The organism is Mesorhizobium sp. 131-2-1 (assembly GCF_016756535.1).
In the GTDB taxonomy this organism is placed as follows: domain Bacteria; phylum Pseudomonadota; class Alphaproteobacteria; order Rhizobiales; family Rhizobiaceae; genus Mesorhizobium.
Map to the genome: position 1 here is coordinate 234,401 of NZ_AP023248.1, position 19,763 is coordinate 254,163.

The following is a 19,763-nucleotide window of genomic DNA, read 5'->3' on the forward strand; positions in this document are numbered from 1 at the left end:
ACGTTTTGAACGCATCTGCTGCAGGTGCGGTGGAGACATGTTGATGGCCTCCCTGCTTCGTCGGGTCTTCGGTTCGGCGCCGGCGCCTTCGCCTTGGAACGATCCGAACGCTATTCGCGAAATGTTGTTCAGCGTCGAACGACTGCAAGAGCACGCCCGCAGCCTGGCGGCCGCCCAGCGGATCAAACAGGACAGACCGAACGGGCATTCGCTGCTGAAGCGGCTCGCCGACAATGAAGCCAGCCTCATCGCTGCTTATCGCTCCATCTGCGAGGCGGTCAGTGACGGGGCGGCCATCACTCCTGCCGCGGAATGGTTGATCGATAATTTTCATCAAGTGGAACGGCAAATCCGACAAGTCAGGTTGGATCTGCCGCCTGGCTACTATCGACAACTCCCTACGCTCGCGGACGGCCCGTTCGCGGGCTATCCGCGTGTCTTGGGGATGGCTTGGGCATTCGTCGCCCACACGGACAGCCGTTTCGATGTCGACGCGTGGTGCGACTACGTTCACGCCTATCAAACCATACAGCCACTGATGATCGGCGAACTCTGGGCATCGGCGATTACGCTAAGGGTCATTCTAATAGAAAACCTCAGACGGATCGCAGCGCGTATCGTCTATAGCCGCGAGGAGCGCCGCAGAGCGGACGATCTTGCCGACAGGCTTCTCGCGGTGGGCGGGCATGCGGCCGAGCCTCCGAAATCCGTCATGGACGACCTCGATCAAGGGGCGCTCTCCGAGGCCTTCCTCCTTCAGCTCGTTCATCGGCTACGCGATGAAGGTCCCTCCGTCACGCCACTGTTCATACATCTCGACAAACGGCTGACGGCGCAGGGGAAGACCGTAGACGCAGCTGTCAATGACGAGCAACAAAAGCAGATTTCGGCCAACGTTACCGTTAGAAACATCATCACCAGCATGCGCCGCATGTCCGATGTCGATTGGACGGAAATCTTCGAGCGTGTCACCCTCATCGACGCTGTGTTGGCGGATGGCTGCAGCTTTGCGGAGATGGACTTCCCGACCCGCAATCTGTACCGCACGGCCGTCGAGGAGCTCGCCCGCGGATCCGGCCTTAGTGAACTGGAAATCGCTCACCGGGCGGTTTTAACCGGCGCTCAGGCCGAGCCTGAAGCCTTGGAGTCAGACGAACGCCAGACCGATCCTGGCTATTATCTTTGCGCAGGCGGTCGTGCCGAGTTCGAAGCGGAAGTCGGATTTCGCCCAAGGCCTCGACTGTTATTCGGGCGGTTTTATCGCACGCTTGGCATTGGAGGGTATCTCGGCGCGGGCGCGATCGTGGCCGCGCTCCTGCTGGCGATGCCGATCGTCGTCCATGCTCAAGCCAGTCCGGGCTGGATATGGTTGGGCATACTGGGAACACTCGGGGCCATCCCAGCCCTGGACGCGGCGGTTGCGCTCGTGAACCAGGAGTTGACCCACCGTTTCGGACCGACCCAACTGCCGGGTCTCGAACTTCGCGAAGGCGTGCCTAAACGTCTTCGCACGCTCGTCGTAGTGCCGACCTTGCTGACGACCCGCGAGGCTGTTGCCGCACAAATCGAACGGTTGGAAATCCACTATCTCGCGAGCGTTGCTGGTGATGTTCAGTTCGCGTTGCTGTCGGACTGGACCGACGCGGCGACCGAGACCGTCGAAGGCGACCAGGAACTCCTTCAAGTTGCCATCGAAGCGATTGCGCGCCTGAACCTGCGCCATGCGCAAGCGCCTGGCGGCGATCGATTTCTGCTGCTCCATCGCCGGCGTGTATGGAATGAGAGCCAACATAAGTGGATTGGTTGGGAGCGCAAACGCGGCAAGCTGCACGAGCTGAACAAATTGTTGCGCGGTGCTTCCGATACCACTTTCCTGAGCCAGGATGGCCGGCCGCCTCAGGTTCCGGAGGGCGTCTGCTATGTCATCACACTGGACGCGGATACGCGGCTTCGGCGTGATTCGATCCGGCGTATGATCGGCAAGATGGCGCACCCGCTGAACCAGCCACGCCACGACGCGGCAACCGGCCGCGTCGTGGAAGGCCATGCCGTGCTGCAGCCTCGTGTTGCCACTGCGCTGCCGACGGCGGCCGAGGGATCAGTCTACCAGCGCGTGTTCTCCAGCATGAACGGGATCGACCCATATTCAACGGCTGTAGCTGACGTCTATCAAGACTTGCTTGAGGAAGGGTCCTACGCAGGCAAGGGCATCTACGCGGTCGACGCCTTCGAATTCGCACTTAAGGGCCGTTCACCCGATTCGATCCTGCTCAGCCATGACCTCTTCGAAGGCGTGTTCGCCCGCTCCGCTCTGGCCTCCGACGTCGAGGTCGTCGAAGCCTACCCCGCCCGATACGATGTTGCGTCACTCCGGTATCATCGTTGGGCGCGCGGAGACTGGCAGTTGCTGCCGTGGATATTAGGGTGGTCCGGTCTCCTGGGAGGGGGCCGCACGCAGTCTGCGGCCATGCCTGCCAGCGGCCGTTGGAAGATGGTCGACAATCTGCGACGCACACTTTCCCCGATCACGTGTCTGCTCGCGCTCATGGCTGGATGGCTGCTGCCTTTCGACGCCGCGGTCATCTGGACGATCTTTGTCGTGGCCACGCTCGTGCTGCCCAGTTTCGTGCCAGCTCTGGCGGGGATTGCGCCGCGTCATGCTGGTCTCAGCCAGCGCATTCACTTCAAAACCGTGATGTCGGACTTTCGTCTCGCGCTGCTTCAATCGCTGTTGATAATCACCTTGCTGGCGCACCAGGCGTGGCTGATGGGCGATGCCATCGCCCGCACCCTGTTCCGGCTGATTATTACACGGCGCAACCTTCTTGAATGGACCCCATCAGAACAAGCCACAATTGGTCGCGAGCCTACAACGTCCGCTTACTATCACTGGATGGCGGGCGCGGTGCTGATCGGTGTGGCCGCGCCGATCGTAGCCTTGTTTTCCGGAAACCAGACGTGGTTCCTCGCTGTCCCGTTTGCGATTCTGTGGATCGTCTCTCCCGCAATCGCCAGGTGGGTGAGCCTGCCCTCGGTCAGAGAGGCGATGTTGGCTCCGACCACGGCGGAGGCTCGCGCCTTGCGGTTGATCGCGCGGCGGACCTGGCGGTTCTTCGAAACCTTCGTTTCCGCGGACGACCACAATCTTCCCCCGGACAATTTCCAGGAGGATCCCGCGCCGGTCGTCGCCCATCGCACCTCGCCGACCAATATCGGTCTCTACCTGCTGTCGGCGGCGAGTGCGCATGATTTTGGTTGGCTCGGTGTCGCCGACACGGTCGAGCGTCTGGAAGCGACGCTTTCGACCATGGGGCGCCTCGACCGCTTTCGTGGACATTTTTATAATTGGTACGATACCCGCGATCTTCGTCCCCTTGATCCGCGATATGTCTCCTCCGTCGATAGCGGCAATCTCGCCGGACATCTCATCGCGCTCGCCAACGCTTGCAAGGATTGGGGCGACCTCAGTGCGGCAGCACGTTTGAGCGGAATAGACGACGCTCTCAACATCATGGTCGACGAGGTCAACACGCTGCGAGACAGGCGTCGCACCGATACCGTCACCTGGCGTCAGCTCGACGACGCCATCGCGCTTCTCACGGCTGACCTACATCGACCACTGGTCGCCCCTCAAGAGAGGGCTAACCGCCTTTCTGCGCTGGCGACATCGGCCGAGACCTTGGTGGACATCACTCAGGCGTTGGCGCTCGAACGGGCCGAGGACGGCAGCTCTGACATGCTTTTTTGGGCGAGGGCCATCCGTAACTCAATCGCCAGTCATAAACGCGACCTGGACGGTTCGGGACCAACCGCCGCCGAGATGTCGCTACGCCTCTCCGCTATTGGCGAAACAGCCAGAACATTGGCGATGGCGATGGAATTCGATTTCTTGCTCGACCGCCAACGCATGTTGCTCTCGATTGGCTTCCTCGTCACCGAAGGCGTAAGGGATGAGAGCTGCTACGATCTGCTGGCGTCGGAGGCGCGGCTCGCAAGCTACGTCGCTATCGCAAAAGGCGACCTTCCGGCCCGACATTGGTTTCGCCTCGGACACGATGTCACTCCGGTCGATGGCAGCGCGGCATTGATCTCGTGGTCGGGTTCAATGTTCGAGTATTTGATGCCGTCCATCGTCATGCGCTCACCGGCCGGCAGTGTGATCGAACAGACCAACCGGGTCATTGTCCGTCGACAGATCGAATACGGAAAAGCCCTTGGCGTGCCCTGGGGTGTCTCTGAGTCCGCCTATAACGTTCGCGACCTGGAGCTAACCTACCAATACTCCAATTTTGGCGTGCCGGGACTCGGATTGAAGCGGGGGCTCGGCGAAAACGCCGTTATAGCGCCTTATGCGACCGCCCTGGCAGCGACGGTCGATCCGGTGGCGGCAACGCGAAACTTCGAGCGGCTGGCCGCGGAAGGTGGCCTGGGCCACTATGGGTTTTTCGAGGCGCTCGACTACACGCCTTCTCGATTGCCGGAAGGAAAAATCGTCGCGGTTGTCCATGCCTATATGGCCCATCACCAAGGCATGACGATCACCGCCATCGCTGACGCCTTGTTGGGAGGCGCGATGCGGCGTCGGTTCCACACAGAACCCATGATGAGGGCAACCGAACTGCTGCTACAGGAACATATGCCCCGAGAGGTCGCTGTGCAGTCGCCTTGGGCCAGCGAGGGGACGTCCGTGGCGAAGATCCGCGAATTTGATCTGCCCGAGGCTTCGCGGCGCGTCGATCCTCATGCCGCGACGCCGGCAACGCACCTGCTCTCCAACGGCCGTTACAGCGTCATGCTGACAGCCGCCGGCTCGGGATACAGCCGTTTCAGGTCACTGGCTGTTACACGCTGGCGGGAGGATGCCACCTGCGATGATTGGGGATCCTACATCTATCTCAGGGACATCGAGAGCGATGAAGTCTGGTCTGCAGGGATCGCCCCGACCGGCGTTGAGCCGGATCATTACGCGGTCACTTTCAGCGCGGATCGTGCCTCTTTCTCGCGGCGCGACGGCGAGTTGAGCACCATCCTCGAAGTTGTTGTTTCAGCGGGGGACGACGCTGAGGTACGCCGTGTGACCGTCACCAATTCAGGCAGTCGCTCGCGGGACATCGAGGTCACGTCCTACGCCGAGGTGGTCATGTCGCCCCCGGCCACCGATACTGCCCATCCAGCCTTCGCGAAACTTTTCGTCCAGACCGAGTATGATACGCGTCCGGGGGCCATCCTGGCCACGCGGCGGCGGCGCTCGCCGGACGAACCTGAAATCTGGGCCGCGCATCATTCGGTGGTTGAGGGCGCGAGTGTAGGAAAGCCAGAATTTGAAACTGACCGAAGCCGCTTCCTCGGCCGAGGACGAGGCGTCCGCAACCCTGCCGCTGTGATCGACGGTCGGCTCCTTTCCGGATCGACAGGATCGGTCCTCGATCCCATCTTCGCGCTGCGGCGTCGTGTGCACCTCGCTCCTGGTGCGACGATTCGCATTGCATACTGGACCGTGGTCGCTGAATCACGGACGGGGGTTGTTGACCTGATCGACAAAACGCATGACATCAGCGCATTCGACCGCGCCGCGACGCTCGCCTGGACGAAGGCGCAAGTGGAACTCCATCACCTCGGAATCAATCGAGCCGATGCGACCTTGTTTCAGCGTCTGGCGGGCCATCTGCTTTACGCCACACCTGCATTGCGTTCCTCCTCGGAGACCATCCTTCGCGGCGCAGGCGCACAATCCGGACTGTGGGCGGAAGGCATATCGGGGGATTTGCCCATTATCCTCCTGCGTATTGCAAATGCGGACGATATGCGGATCGCCCATCAACTTCTTCAGGCGATGGAGTATTGGCGGCATCAACAGCTTGCGGTCGACCTCGTCATCGTCAACGAGCGCGCCTCTTCTTACATTCAGGATCTGCAAAACGCCCTCGAGGTCTTGGTGCGGACCAGCTACAGTGGACCCTCGTCGCACGTTTCGCAGGACACCGCTGGACGTGTGTTCGTCCTCCGAGCCGATTTGATCCCAAGGGAGACTGCCGCGCTGCTTGGATCGATCGCGCGGATCGTGCTGGTTGCCGAGCATGGCGGGTTAGCCGAACAGCTCAACCGCATTTCCGAAGCTGGCGATTGGAGCCCACCGACCCAAGCCCTCCGCGCCCACGGCGCGCTGCAGCCGGTTGCGACGCCGCGTCCGCAACTCGAATATTTCAACGGCCTCGGCGGCTTCGCCGATGATGGTAAGGAGTACGTGACGATTCTTGGCCCCGGACAGTCGACTCCTGCTCCTTGGATCAACGTTGTCGCCAACCCCGCTTTCGGTTTTCAAGTGTCCGCCGAGGGAAGCGGCTTCACCTGGTCAGTAAACAGCCGTGAACATCAGTTGACGCCCTGGTCGAACGATCCGGTCTCCGATCGATCGGGCGAAGCGCTTTATCTGCGCGACGAGGATACGGGTGAGTTGTGGTCTCCGACCCCCTCCCCGATCCGTGATGACACAAGCACCTACGTGGCTCGTCATGGTTGGGGATACAGTCGGTTCGAGCATGAGGCGCACGGTATCGCGTCGGCCCTGCTGGTTTATGTGCCCTTGACTGATGCAATCAAGATATCACGCCTCAAACTCCGCAACACGACCAATCGCCGCCGGCGGCTGGCCGTCACAGCCTATGTCGAATGGGTACTCGGCAACTCCCGCGCCTCATCCGCTCCGTTCGTTTCGACGGAGATTGATCCTGGGTCCGGCGCGATTTTCGCAAGGAACCCATGGAATGCCGCTTTTGGATCTCGGGTTGCCTTTCTCGATTTGGGTGGACGTCAAACAAGTTGGACGGCCGACCGTCGGGAGTTCATCGGCCGCAACTGCGACCTTGCCGACCCTGCCGGCCTGGCAGCCGGCGCCCGTCTTTCGGGAGCGGTCGGCGCCGGTCTCGACCCTTGCGGTGTACTGCAAACCATCATCGAACTCGCTCCAGGTGACGAAACCGAAATCGTCCTTTTCCTCGGCGACACAGTCGGCTCCGGTGAAGCCGTGGAACTGATCGCGCGGTATCGTCGGGCAGATCTTGACACGGTGTTGAACGAGGTGCGTGCGCATTGGCAGGATATTCTCGGTGCGGTGCAGGTCAAAACGCCCGATCGGTCGATGGACATCATGCTGAACGGTTGGCTTCTCTATCAGACAATCGCGTGTCGCATCTGGGCCCGGTCGGGTTTCTATCAGGCGAGCGGGGCATACGGATTCCGTGACCAGATTCAAGACGGCATGGCGCTGGCGGCAATCCGCCCTTCGCTTACACGGGAACATCTGATTCGTGCCGCGGGCCGCCAGTTTGCGGAGGGCGACGTTCAACACTGGTGGCTGCCGCATTCAGGCCAGGGCGTGCGCACGCGGATTTCCGACGACAAGGCGTGGCTCGCTTATGCTGTCGCGCAGTACATCGAGGTCTCTGGTGACGCCGCGCTCCTAGATGAACTCGTCCCTTTCCTGGAGGGGCCAAATCTGACGGCGGACGAGCGCGACAATTTCTTTTCACCTGCTATCTCGGCGCGAACCGCTAGTCTTTACGAGCATTGTGCCATGGCGCTGGATGCGAGCCTCGCAGTAGGCAGCCACGGTATGCCGCTGATCGGCGGTGGCGACTGGAGCGATGGAATGAACCGGGTGGGTGAAGGCGGTCAGGGCGAGAGCGTCTGGCTGGCTTGGTTTCTGCATACGACCCTGACCGCCTTTGCTGGGGTGGCTGAGGGACGTGATGATGCGGTCCGTGCCGACGCCTGGCGCGCGCACGCCTTGGCATTGGGAGGGTCGCTCGAAAACCAAGCATGGGACGGTGACTGGTATCGCCGCGCGTGGTTCGACGACGGCACCGTGATCGGCTCGGCGACGAACGATGAGTGCCGCATCGACTCGATCGCGCAATCCTGGGCAGTAATTTCGGGCGCCGCCAAGCCTCAGCGCGCGGCCCAAGCCATGGTTGCCGTCGAACGCGAATTGATCGACGATGATAACAGTCTGGCGTTGCTGTTCACGCCGCCTTTCAACCACATGGCGCACGATCCAGGATACATCAAAGGCTATCCGCCCGGCATCCGTGAGAATGGCGGCCAGTACACCCATGCCGCAGCGTGGTCAGTCATCGCCTTCGCCCTCCTCGGCGAAGGCGGCAAGGCGACGAGCTTGTTCGCCCAGCTCAACCCGATCAACCACGCCCGCACGCGGGCCGAACTCCGTCACTACAAGGTGGAGCCATACGTGGTTGCCGCCGACATCTATTCAGCGCCCGGTCAGATCGGACATGGCGGTTGGACCTGGTACACAGGCTCGGCCGGCTGGATACACCGCGCCGGGCTCGAAAGCATCCTGGGCGTGCGGTTTGAGGGATCGTTTCTGCATCTCGACCCCTGCATCCCGAACAGTTGGCCAGGGTTCGAGGTCACTCTCCGTCGCCGCTCTGCCCGCATGCGAATAAAGCTAGACAACCCGAATGGCTTCTCCCGCGGGGTGGCCTCGGCACAACTGGATGGGATATTGCTCGCTCAGCGTCCCCTCCGGGTCGAGTTGATCGACGACGGGCGCGTTCACGAACTCCTGGTTACGCTAGGCTGATGCAAGCGAGGAGCCTCCGATCGCGCGAATTCTGCATCCTGAAGCGCGATGCTATCGACGTGACGGACAATATGGGAGGAGTGGCAAGTAGACATGGGAACAACTCCTGTGACCATACGCTATCGTCAGACCGGCGCGACTTGCCGGTGAGGAGATTGCGCGGGATCGCTCCTTGTCCCGCTTATGGCCGCCAGGAAGTCGATAGCCGTTGGCTTCGACTCTCCTGTACGCTCGACGTGGTCCAGGCGGCGAAGAATTTGAAAGGCTTTCTGTGGAATGATCTCACCGGCCTTCCCGGCTGATAGAAAGCTGGTCTTGCCGCCTCAGGTTGATGGACAACCGTTGATCACATTGATCTTCTCCGTGACGCCATTGTGGCGCGGCAAGGTGAAGCTGACCCCCTTCGTGACGCGCCTGACATGGCCAGTCCACGCGGATGAGTGATCGAAAAGACCGTCATACCGACCAGTCTGCGCATGTCCTCACCCGCGACAATGCGGGCTTCTGTCGGTCCAAGAACGCGCATCGACATCTGCGTTGACATGGACTTTTGCGAGCGAGCGCCTATCTGGCCTGTTTGCAGATGGGACCCGCCTTCACGCTTTCCGGCAAAGCGGGGACGATCCGGTCGTCACGACTGTGAAACCCCAGGCCAGTTCGCCGTCAGATGAAGACGGATTTGTAGGTCCGATCCGTTTGAAACGGGAGGAACGATAGACATGCGTACTTCATCATGGATTACATGGGATAGCGTAAAATCGCAGCCAATTCCTTGCCGTCAGGGATCTCTTCGCGCCGAACGCCCAGGATTCGAGCCCTCGAACACAACGCGCGCCTGGCGATCTCATCGACCACGCCGTAGTTGGCAGCATCGCCCTTCGTGTTGAAAGTCACAGCACCCGTTTCCTCATCGACGAAGCCATCGACGACGGTATCGATATCAACCAGCAAATACTCTACGCCACCAAATGTAGCCGCCCGCGCCGCGTCGGACACATCCGTGGTTGTTCGATTCTGGCTTGCGCATTGCTCGAAACTGCGATGCAAGCTAGCGATCACGTTTTTGTAGTGGACGTCGAGGACTGGTCTTGCCGCACTTGCCAGTTCAGCGTCACTCAAACGATCCGGGCTTCCTGAAATGGTTTCGGGAAGTGCGGGGATGGCGCTCAGGGAACGGAACAAGGATTCCACCGGCTGGGTCGCTGCCAGAATCACTGGGATTTCCGAGTGCATGAGAACAGGTCTCAACGCGGCATCAACCTTGCGAATGTATTGCGCCAGGCGAACCTTCTGCCCCTCGGAACCCTGAATGCGCCCACTGGCCGTGCGATCGTTGATAGTTGATTTGCCAACGGCGCTGGCGGCATCCTTCGGCAGATTGGAAACCCTGATTTGGGCGGCAGGCAGATCTGAAGAGACCTCGATCAATCTCACCGCATTTTCCGAAATAGCCAAAATATGGGCGGCATGCGGAAACGTGATCGCACGCATCAGCGGCTTGAGATGGAAGCGGTCAGAAACTTCGACCATATCGGTCAATTTGTTGGCCAGACGATAGGTTCGGATGAGGTCGGGCGTTGCGAGGATTGCCAGGCTGCGTGCCTGACGTAACCAGAACGCGTCATCGACCAGAAGATGGTCGAACTGTTCCTGCAATGGCCATATGCGTCGCTTGTCGAAACCCGCCGCTTCTAGCTGGCTGATGGCGTTCTTTACCAGATTGCCAAGATTAATCCGGCTTTTCCTGATCTCACGAGTAAGCGGCGTGGTGTGTAGATAAATCGAGACGCAAGCATCCGATCGGACCTGATTGAGATCACCGAATTCTCTAGACGTAGGCGTGTCAACGTACAGCATGCATCATTCTCCTGAAGGGCGTTCGGTTAGAAACCAGTCTTTTTGATATAGGTGTTAACACCTGTTAACACCTATTTTTAAGATCCATTCGAATTAGCCGAGCGTTATGTCGCACGCTCGAAAGAATTATGGAGAATTGTGGATTCGATTATCAAAATACCCGTACAGAATTTCGTGTCGAAATGTCGCAACAGGGCGGTTTCGGATTGAAAGGTCATATCCGAGGACTATATCGGAGTAATGATCCCGTTCAGTCATTATAGGAGGTTCCTGCTTTTCGCAGGCTCGCTACTGAACCGCTCGTAGCCCCGAGCGGGCCGACGCTCGCGTCTGTTACCGCCTCGGGGCTTTCTGATCCCTCACCGATCAAATGAACAGGACGGCACTTAGTCGCCGACTGAGGAATGACTTTCGGGCAATCCAGACCGGATCCTCTGTTTGTCGACCTCAGTAGCCGATCGCGCCGTTCCGCCACCTGGATGCGGCGAACGCCAATTCCGCGCCAACAGTATTTTCGACAATGGAGAGCGACATGTCCGATCGCCTGAGAACACAAGTGCAGAGCCGTATCCTGTCCGATCCAGCGCAGCAGAAAAAGCCGGGATTTCTGCATCGGCTAGTTCTCGCGCCTTTCGAGGGTAGACAGCGGCGCAAGGCGATCAACGAGCTTGAACGCTTGGACGACAGAATGCTTGCAGACATTGGCATCTTGCGCAGCGAAATTCCGCAAGTGATTGACGGGTTGAGCTCCCAATACGCCGAGACGGCGTGTCTGCGAACGCTTGTCGCCGCACCGGAATGCAGAAGCGACCCGCTACGGGAGGCAACATGACGACCACTGGCCTGTGCCAGAGACCTCATCGCCAGGCCATTTACGCGAATTGATCAACAGAGAACACGACCTATGATCTCCTCCGCAGACTTTCCCGACCTGTTTCCCTCCATGGCCGAACCAAAGCGTCGTTTAGAGTTCCGCCGGAGGAGCGATCCGCCGTATAGTGTCTGCATTGCCCTATGGGATGAGGGACAAATATTGGACAGTGCTTCGCCGCTGCCTGAAGTTCCTTACGCAGGTGACAGAAGGCGTGACCCGCTGGGGATGGGCATCCTTTTTTCTATTATGCCGGTGTTTGCCGCTATGTGGGCCACTGTGGCTATCCTCTCGATGTCCGGTGGGAGTTACGCGGAGCAAAGGCGTCGTGACTCAAGCGGTCACCGCTGTGCGATCACGGGAGCGAAGCCGTAAGGCGACCCAGAACCGTTGTGATGCCACGCGCAAATGTCTATCGGCGCAGATCGTGTCTCGTGTTCCGAACTACATGTCCATGCGACTTCGACTCACCTCGGTCGGCGAATTCGAGGCGGATTTTCGACTTGGCAAGATGCCAACAGGCCGATTTCGCAAAGAGCCAGCCGTGCAATGGCTGCGGAATTGGTGCCGCGCCGGACTCGAAAGCATCCTGGGGGTGCGGTTTGAGAGGGTCGTCTCTCCATCCCTTGTATTCCTGCAGTTGGCCAGGTTTCGAGGTCACTCTTCGTCGCTCTCCCGCGGGGTGGCTTCGGCACAGCTGGATGGGATCTTGCTTGTTCAGCGTCCGCTCCGGGTCGAGTTGACCGGCGACGGCGCCTGGATGAACTCGTGGTTACGCTAGACTGACGCGAGCGACGGATCAATGGCGCCTGCCCGCAGACTATTCGATGATGGCATCAAAGCTACTCGGTCTCGGCCGCCACCATCAGCGATAGCCAACACACATCACATAATCGCGCAAAAGCGTCTCTTCTTGTTCCACCTCCAGCATGAGGGCCTCAAGCGCATCTCGCGCGTTGAGTACTCCGATCGGTCGAGACTCCGCATCGGTGACGGGAATGTTTTTCAGCCGGCGCTCCTTCATGATCGACCAGACGTCGTGCAACCAGTCGGTCGGCCGGCAGATGACGACATCTTCGGTCATAACCGACGATACCGCGATCTGGCAGGTTGAACCTTGGCATCGGCCGACCTGCCTTACGATGTCCGTTTTCGTAATAACGCCCTTCAAATGCCCATCGGGGCCGCAGACAACGACCAGGTCCGATGAGCCGCCAAGCAGTCGCGCTGCTTTAAGCAAGGGCGCATCATATCCAATAGTGGCCAGCCTCTTGTGGGCAATGGGTACGACTCTATCAACGAGCATTTGTTCGTCCTCCCCGCTCTCAGCCGCCCAAGGAGATACGCAACGTAGCGACAATGCCCGTTACGGCCAGCGCGAAGCAGCCCAAACGAATCGCTATCAACACCGGAAATCTCGCTCCTGAATGAACGTAGTCCTCGATTACAACCTGAAGTCCGAGGGCCATGTGATAAAACAGCGCCACCAGCAGCAGCACCATACAGATCGTCGCGGACGGCATCCTGAGCCAGGTGACGACACCAGCATGGTCCCTGCCAGTGAGGGCGATCACGGACGCCAGGAACCATATTGTCAGCGGGATCAGCGCAATAGCCGACACGCGCTCGGCCCACCAATGCCCGACGCCTTTGCTGGCCGAGCCAAGCCCGGTCGCGCGGCTTAGTGGTGGGCGCGTATGCTTCTCCAACCTCCTACCCCGCGATGTAGATGCTGAGCGCCCATGTTGCTCCGGTGAGCAACAAGCTGGCTATGACCACTGCCCAGCCGGAGGCATAGATCGTGCGAAGTTGAAAACCATATCCCGCGTCCCAAAACAAATGCCGGATCCCACCGCAGAGATGCATGAAGAAGGAAAACGCGCCTCCAATCATCAAGAGCCGTCCGATCCATGATCCTATGACGCTTTGAACCGTGGAGAATGCTTGCGGGCCGGTTGCGGCGGCAGAGAGCCAGATCACCAGGAACACCGCAAAGGCGCTCAGGACAACGCCGGTGATGCGATTAGCGATCGAGAGAACCGAGGTAAGCTGCGGTCTGTAGATTTGAATGTTGGGCGAGAGCGGCCGCCTGCGGCTGGCAATAGTCTTCATTTCTTTCCCCTCAGCCTGTCCGCTCGACAAGCATTTTCTTGATCTCGGCGATTGCCTTTCCAGGATTCAGTCCCTTGGGGCAGGTGCGCGTACAGTTCAGAATCGTGTGGCATCGGTAGAGCCGGAAAGGATCCTCCAGATCATCGAGCCGCTCGCCAGTCGCCTCGTCGCGGCTGTCAATGAGCCAGCGGCAGGCATGCAGCAGCGCGGCAGGGCCGAGGAAGCGATCGCCATTCCACCAATGACTGGGGCACCCCGACGTGCAACAGAAGCAGAGAATGCACTCATAGTAGCCGTCAAGCTCAGCTCTTTCGGCCGGCGACTGAAGGCGCTCCCGTTCCGGCGCAGGCGCCTTGGAGTGGAGCCAAGGTTCGATGAGGCTGTATTGGGCAAACATATGCGTGAGATCTGGAACCAGATCCTTGATGATCCTCAGATTGCTCAAGGGGTAGATCGTTGCTGGCTCGTCCGTTTCGGCTATGTATCTTGTGCAGGCCAGCCAGTTCGTACCGTCGATGTTCATCGCACACGAGCCGCACACGCCCTCCCGGCATGAGCGGCGAAACGTCAGGGTCGGGTCGACCTTGTTCTTGATCCAGATGAGGGCGTCCAGAACCATCGGACCGCAGTCGTCGAGATCGATTTCAAAGATGTCTATGACCGGATTGTCGCCGGAGTCGGGATCGTAGCGGTAAATCTCGAATGTCTTTACACGCGCTGCGGCCGCCGCAGGCACAGGCCAGCGTTTCCCTTTTCCTATGCGAGATTCTTTACCTACGCCGAGTTTCCTAGGCAGCGGAAACCGTTTCAACACCGTCACTTGGGGGAGTTGGTCCGAGGATTCTATGAGAAAGGGGCTTCTTTTATCCTCGGTCATCCGCTTGGCCTTCGAAGTGCCCTGGGCAGAGCGTGATCGCCAAAATCGACGGCAGATTGCTGGATGATCCGTCCGGCGTCGTCGACAATGATCTGGAACCGACGGTTGCCTAAAAAGAATGTCAGCCGTAAGCGCCCAGCATCGGCACCTTCTCCGCGCTCATGCCTGCTCGCTATCTTACCTTCGCGGATGAGAGACTGGACAACCGAAGGGTCAACATTAAGCCCCTTGCCAATGATCGCGGCATCGACCTGCACTTCGTCGTCTTCGAATTTGATCGCCGCCATCATCGATCCCTGTTGCGGCGACCCTTCATGGGCGGCCGTTTCCAGTCCGCAACATCGGCAGGAAACTGCTGCTCGGTTCCACGTCAGGCTCGATCAGCCTTGTGCCGGCCTATCGTTTTACTTTGGTTCGACCATTGCCGGCCCGGATCACCCGCCGGCTTGCGACGGGCCAACCATGCAACTCCGACACAACAGCAGGACTGACGATATCCATCTCCTGCGAGGGCGATGCCCTAGCCCACAATGTTGATGTGGTTGTGGACCCTGACGACGCCTGGCGCTCGCCAAGCAGTTCGCTCGGCCTCCTGCTTTTCCGACCACGAACTTACCGTCCCAGCGAGGCTTACATCGCCTCCATCGGCGGTGACGCTGATCTGCTGCGCGTCGACCTCCGCGCTTCGCTTGAACGCGTTTTCGATCTTGACCTTGATCTCCACAGGGGCCACGCGCGGCTTCACCACCACACGATTGATGACGCCCTTGACGCCGTGCAGTTTCCGCGTGGCGACTTCAGCCTGATTGCGCTGGTATTGCCACTCGGCGTCGCCCTCTAGGGTAAGCCAACCTTCTTTCGCGATGACCTTGAACCGCTCGTGGGAAGAGGGAAGCTCGAGGGAGATTGCCTCGATTGCGGCCCGTGCGAGTTCCGGATCAGTCTTTTGATGGCTGGATGGAAGGCGAACTTCAATGTCGTTGGCGATGCCGAGGACTCCTTTGACTCGCTTCGCCGCATTCTCCGCCTGGTACTTCTGCATATAGAAAGGGACGTAGCCGGTAAGCGAGACGACGCCGTTTTTGACGGTGACACCGACATCGGTGGCAGTAATGTCAGGGTCCCAATTCAGTTCGCTTTCCAAGTCTTGCTTGATATCTTTGTCGAATCTCATGTCGCAGTTCCTTATAAATGACCGGCAAGCCGGGCCAATCGGCATTTCATGCGCCTAAGAAGGTCGCCTCGACGCAGGTGACGGCGTTGCTGCCGTTACACGCGGCAACATTTACACCGGACTGCCCGTGCGTCGCATCAAAGCCTTGTCATTCTGTTGAAATAAGCAAACGAAATTTATGATGAATTCAACGCAATTATCTTGCATTCATTTTCGGTTTCGCCAGCAGACGACCGCTCCTTCTGATTTCCCATATATGTTTCTTAAGGAGGACTTCCGCGTCGACCAGTCTTAGGCTGGAAGGTCCGGATTGCCAGGGAACGAGAGACCGGAAAGACAGTCGGTCTCATCTTTCCGTCATTCCGCGCGGACGATTTTCAGCATCGAGATGACGACGTTTCCGTTTTCCCAGCAATGCCAGATCGAACGGCGGAATCATGCCGGTTCGGCATTGCCATTTGAGATGGAGTGCAGTCCGGCCAAGGCAGAGACCACTACGGCTTCATCCGCGTTAGCAGATTGCACCGCATAAACTGGATACGAAAACTGCGGCGTTTCGGGCACAAGGTGCAGCCGCCCGGCCTCGATATGAGGCTGCACCACGCTCATCCTGAAATAGCCGGACCCGCCAGCCGAAAGAATATAACTGAGCGCGAGCGGGCCGAGATCTATAAAGAGATCTGGCGCGACATCCGGGAAATTCATGCCATGATGAAGCGTAAAATCCGGCCCCCAATCTACGTACACGTAGTCTATTCGGTCCGCCAGGCGTGCTTCGGGGTTGGTTGTCACGAGAACGAGTTTTTCGTCCATGAGCAGATCGATTTTCAGACCGGGCCGATGCTGGGGCGCATACATGACTGCCACGTCGACGAGCCCGGACGCGACTTGATTGATCAAATCCTGTGGCACATCGACATGGACATGAAGCGCGATATCGGGAAGGGATCGACGCATCCATCGAACCCAGTCGAGCAGAAGGGGTTGAGCAAGACTGACTTCGCTGCCGACAGTCAGAACGGCGCGACGGCCGGGCGGGACAGCAACCTGATGAAGGGTGCGCTGCCACAGCTGGACGAACATCGGAGCGTGGCGCAGAAATTGTTCGCCAGCAGGGGTGAGCGAAGCGCCGCCTTTGTGCCGCACGAAAAGCGGTCGGCCTAGTTGCTGCTCGAGGCTGCGAATTCGCGCGCTCACGGTTGTCTGCGCTACGTTCAATCGTTCGGAAGCCCGGATGAAACTCCCACTGGAAACAATCTCGAGAAAAGAGCGAGCGAGCTCGACGTCCATAAAAAAACATAACATAAAAATTGCGTTTAAATGTCAATTAAATTGCGCCCTGACGTGACCTCCAATTTCTCGACGCGTCATCCGATCAAGTGATATCGGGTCTGATCGCAATAACACTCCCATCTATCATAAAAACTGTACTCATTTGCCGATTAAATTCGTTTGCTACACGCCACGCCTCGGCAATAGGCTCCCAGGAAATCCACCAAGCCTAGCGCTGGATGCTGCGCAGCGCCGGTTGGAGGGAGCGCAAGCTCTCTCCAACCTCACACATCGTTTTGCCTGCAGCGTCACAGGAGAGATCATGTCGACGAGAGAAAAGAGCCAAGGCGATGTGGGGCGGCGCGACTTTCTGAAGCTGTTCGGCGCGGCTGGAGCGGCCGGAGCGGCTGCGAGTACTCTGCCGCTTGGCGGATCCGCATCGGCGGATGAAATCATGGCTGCCACCGCTGCAGATACCAAACATCACCACGTGACCGCCGCCACCGAACCTCATGGTGGAGGCTCTGGCTATGAATTCTTCAATGTCGACGAATCCGCCTTCATCGAGGCGGCGGTCGATACGCTCATTCCAAGCGATTCAACCGGCCCTGGCGCCAAGGAACTCGGCGTCGCGATCTATATCGATCGGCAGATGGCCGGCGGATACGGCAAGGGCGATCGTCTGTATCTGGAAGGACCGTTTGGCGAGGGTACGCCCGAGCAGGGCTATCAACTGCCGATGACGCCATCGGAACTGATCCGGGCCGGCATCGCCGACATCAGTGCCCATGTACAGAAAAACCACAAGAGCACCTTCGACGGCCTTTCGGCGAAAGATCGTGCCGCGGTGATGGCCGAACTCGACGGCAAGAAGGTCGAACTTCCAACGGTGCCGACCGCAACCTTCTTCGGGCTTCTGCTGCAGCTCACGATCGAGGGCTATTTCGCCGACCCGATGTATGGCGGAAACAAGGACAGGGCTGCCTGGAAGATGATCGGCTTCCCAGGCGCCGACGCCATGTACATGGACAAGATCGAACCATTTCGGAACAAGCCCTATGCAGCCGATCCGAGGGGCATACAGGACCTCATTTAGTCGACGGAAGAAGAAGGAGACTATGACATGGCCACCAAACTCAACGCGGTCGATGTCCTGATTGTCGGTCTTGGGTGGACAGGCGGCATCATTGCCAAGGAGCTTGCATCGACCAAGCTGAAAATCGTCGCCCTGGAGCGGGGAGGCCCGCGTGACACCAATCCGGACTTCATCGACCCGCAGATCCATGACGAGCTGCGTTACGCCGCCCGCCACGACCTCATGCAGAACGTGCGGCGGGAAACCATCACATTCCGCAACAGTGAATCGCAAACGGCGCTGCCAATGCGTCAACTCGGCTCGTTCCTGCCCGGGCAGGGCGTCGGCGGCGCCGGCGTGCACTGGAACGGCGTGACCTGGCGCTGGCTCGAATGGGATCATCAGGCGCGCACCCGGACGGTCGACAAATACGGCGAAAAGATCGTCCCTTCGGATATGCACCTGCAGGACTGGCCGATCACCTATGACGATCTCGAACCTTATTACGACAAGTTCGAAAAAACCTGCGGCACTTCCGGCAAGGCCGGCAATATCAACGGCCGGAAGATCGATGGCGGCAATATCTTCGAGGGAGCGCGAAAGGACGAGTACCCCAATCCGCCGATGATTGCCGCGCAGAGCATGGTGATGTTCGAGAAGGCGGCCCGCAATCTCGGCTATCACCCGTTCCCCAACCCGTCGTCGAATGCGTCGCGGGATTACGTCAATCCCGATGGCGTGGCCTTCGGGCAATGTCACTATTGTGGATTCTGCGAACGTTTCGGCTGCGAGGCGAATGCCAAGGCCAGCCCGCATTTCACAGTCATTCCGCTGGCTGTGAAGAACCCGAATTTCGAGCTGCGCACGAACTCGATCGTGCTGAAGGTCAATCTCGACTCGACCCGCAAGAAGGCGGTCAGCGTCACCTATCTCGACGCGCGCGGGCGCGAATTCGAACAGCCTGCCGATCTCATCATCCTGTCGGCCTACGCGCTCGGCAACGTCAGCCTGCTGCTGCAATCGGGGATTGGCGTACCCTATGACCCGGCAACGGGAAAGGGCGTGGTCGGCCGCAACTATGCCTATCAGTGCGGTGGCGGAGCCACCGCCTTCTTCGACAAGAATACCATCCTGAATCGCTTCATGGGCGCAGGCGCACTCGGCACCTGTATGGACGATTTCAATGGCGACAACTACGATTTCGTCAAGGCGGGCTATATCGGTGGCGGCGGCATCAGTTGCAGTAACTCGGGCGCCAGACCTATCCAGTCGCATCCCACACCCCGTGGCACGCCGCGTTGGGGCTCCGAGTGGAAGAGGGCCGTGGTCGACAATTATGACCACGCGGCCAGCGTCGGCAATCAAGGCGCGGTGATGGCTTACCGGCAGAACTATCTGAGCCTTGATCCGACCTACACCGACGTTTTTGGACGTCCGCTTATGAGGATGACGTTCAATTTCCAGGACAACGAAATAAAGCAGATGAACGCCCAGGCTGACATCTGCGTGACACTGGCCAAGGAGATGGGTGCGACCAAGATCGATCGAAACGTGCCGCCCGTGCCCTATTCGATCGTGCCCTATCAGAGCACGCACAACACAGGTGGCGCGGTCTTCGGAGCCGACCCAAGCACCAGCGTTCTAAACAAGTATCTTCAGGTCTGGGATGTCCCGAACGTATTCGTCACCGGCGCTTGCGTGTTTCCCCAGAACGCCGGGAAGAACCCGACCGGACCGGTAGGCGCTCTTGCCTACTGGGCGGTGGATGCGATCAAGAACCAATATCTGAAGAACCCCGGCCCACTGGTTTCCTCCTGAGGCAACGTCTGCCGGATCCGGATTCGCGGGTCCGGCAGACTGGGTGTGTTTCGAACCCAATATTGCCGGGGGCCGGTTCGGTCGGAACCCGTAGCTCATTGAAAG

At 59.1% G+C, this 19,763-nt stretch carries 12 protein-coding genes; 4 read left to right on the forward strand and 8 right to left on the reverse strand.

Annotated elements, in window-relative coordinates; all coding sequences use genetic code 11:
• Window positions 1-43: 43 nt before the first annotated feature.
• Window positions 44-8,602 (forward strand): GH36-type glycosyl hydrolase domain-containing protein, encoded by an 8,559-nt coding sequence (locus JG743_RS33855; protein WP_199200932.1) that lies wholly within the window; start codon window positions 44-46, stop codon window positions 8,600-8,602.
• Window positions 8,603-9,340: 738 nt separating this feature from the next.
• Here the strand turns inward: JG743_RS33855 and JG743_RS33860 are convergent.
• Window positions 9,341-10,459 (reverse strand): baeRF11 domain-containing protein, encoded by a 1,119-nt coding sequence (locus JG743_RS33860; protein ID WP_199200934.1) that lies wholly within the window; start codon window positions 10,457-10,459, stop codon window positions 9,341-9,343.
• 532 nt (window positions 10,460-10,991) lie between these two features.
• Here JG743_RS33860 and JG743_RS34925 point away from each other — a divergent pair.
• Window positions 10,992-11,291: a DUF1127 domain-containing protein gene (locus JG743_RS34925; protein ID WP_199201120.1), complete on the forward strand. Its 300-nt coding sequence runs from the start codon at window positions 10,992-10,994 to the stop codon at window positions 11,289-11,291.
• Window positions 11,292-12,195: 904 nt separating this feature from the next.
• Here the strand turns inward: JG743_RS34925 and JG743_RS33870 are convergent.
• From JG743_RS33870 to JG743_RS33900, 7 genes are all read right to left on the reverse strand, one after another.
• Window positions 12,196-12,636: a CBS domain-containing protein gene (locus tag JG743_RS33870; protein ID WP_199200935.1), complete on the reverse strand. Its 441-nt coding sequence runs from the start codon at window positions 12,634-12,636 to the stop codon at window positions 12,196-12,198.
• A gap of 19 nt (window positions 12,637-12,655) precedes the next feature.
• Window positions 12,656-13,039: a succinate dehydrogenase, hydrophobic membrane anchor protein gene (gene sdhD, locus JG743_RS33875; protein WP_199200936.1), complete on the reverse strand. Its 384-nt coding sequence runs from the start codon at window positions 13,037-13,039 to the stop codon at window positions 12,656-12,658.
• Between the two features lie 4 nt (window positions 13,040-13,043).
• Window positions 13,044-13,442: a succinate dehydrogenase, cytochrome b556 subunit gene (gene sdhC, locus JG743_RS33880; RefSeq protein ID WP_199200937.1), complete on the reverse strand. Its 399-nt coding sequence runs from the start codon at window positions 13,440-13,442 to the stop codon at window positions 13,044-13,046.
• A 10-nt stretch (window positions 13,443-13,452) separates the two neighbouring features.
• Complete coding sequence (locus tag JG743_RS33885; protein WP_446720925.1) at window positions 13,453-14,253, reverse strand: succinate dehydrogenase iron-sulfur subunit; 801 nt, start codon at window positions 14,251-14,253, stop codon at window positions 13,453-13,455.
• A gap of 62 nt (window positions 14,254-14,315) precedes the next feature.
• A complete protein-coding gene (locus tag JG743_RS33890) occupies window positions 14,316-14,606 on the reverse strand; it encodes a DUF6522 family protein (protein WP_199200939.1) in 291 nt (96 codons plus the stop codon).
• Window positions 14,607-14,839: 233 nt separating this feature from the next.
• Complete coding sequence (locus JG743_RS33895) at window positions 14,840-15,493, reverse strand: BON domain-containing protein (RefSeq protein ID WP_199200940.1); 654 nt, start codon at window positions 15,491-15,493, stop codon at window positions 14,840-14,842.
• Window positions 15,494-15,928: 435 nt separating this feature from the next.
• On the reverse strand, window positions 15,929-16,783 hold the full coding sequence (locus tag JG743_RS33900) for a LysR family transcriptional regulator (protein ID WP_199201121.1): 855 nt from the start codon (window positions 16,781-16,783) through the stop codon (window positions 15,929-15,931).
• A gap of 238 nt (window positions 16,784-17,021) precedes the next feature.
• Here JG743_RS33900 and JG743_RS33905 point away from each other — a divergent pair, with 238 nt between their 5' ends.
• Window positions 17,022-17,861, forward strand: a complete 840-nt coding sequence (locus tag JG743_RS33905) for a gluconate 2-dehydrogenase subunit 3 family protein (RefSeq protein ID WP_202303217.1) — start codon at window positions 17,022-17,024, stop codon at window positions 17,859-17,861.
• A gap of 27 nt (window positions 17,862-17,888) precedes the next feature.
• Window positions 17,889-19,658 carry a GMC family oxidoreductase gene (locus JG743_RS33910; protein ID WP_199200942.1) on the forward strand — a complete coding sequence of 590 codons (1,770 nt, stop codon included), beginning with the start codon at window positions 17,889-17,891 and terminating at the stop codon, window positions 19,656-19,658.
• The last annotated feature ends 105 nt before the right edge of the window (window positions 19,659-19,763 follow it).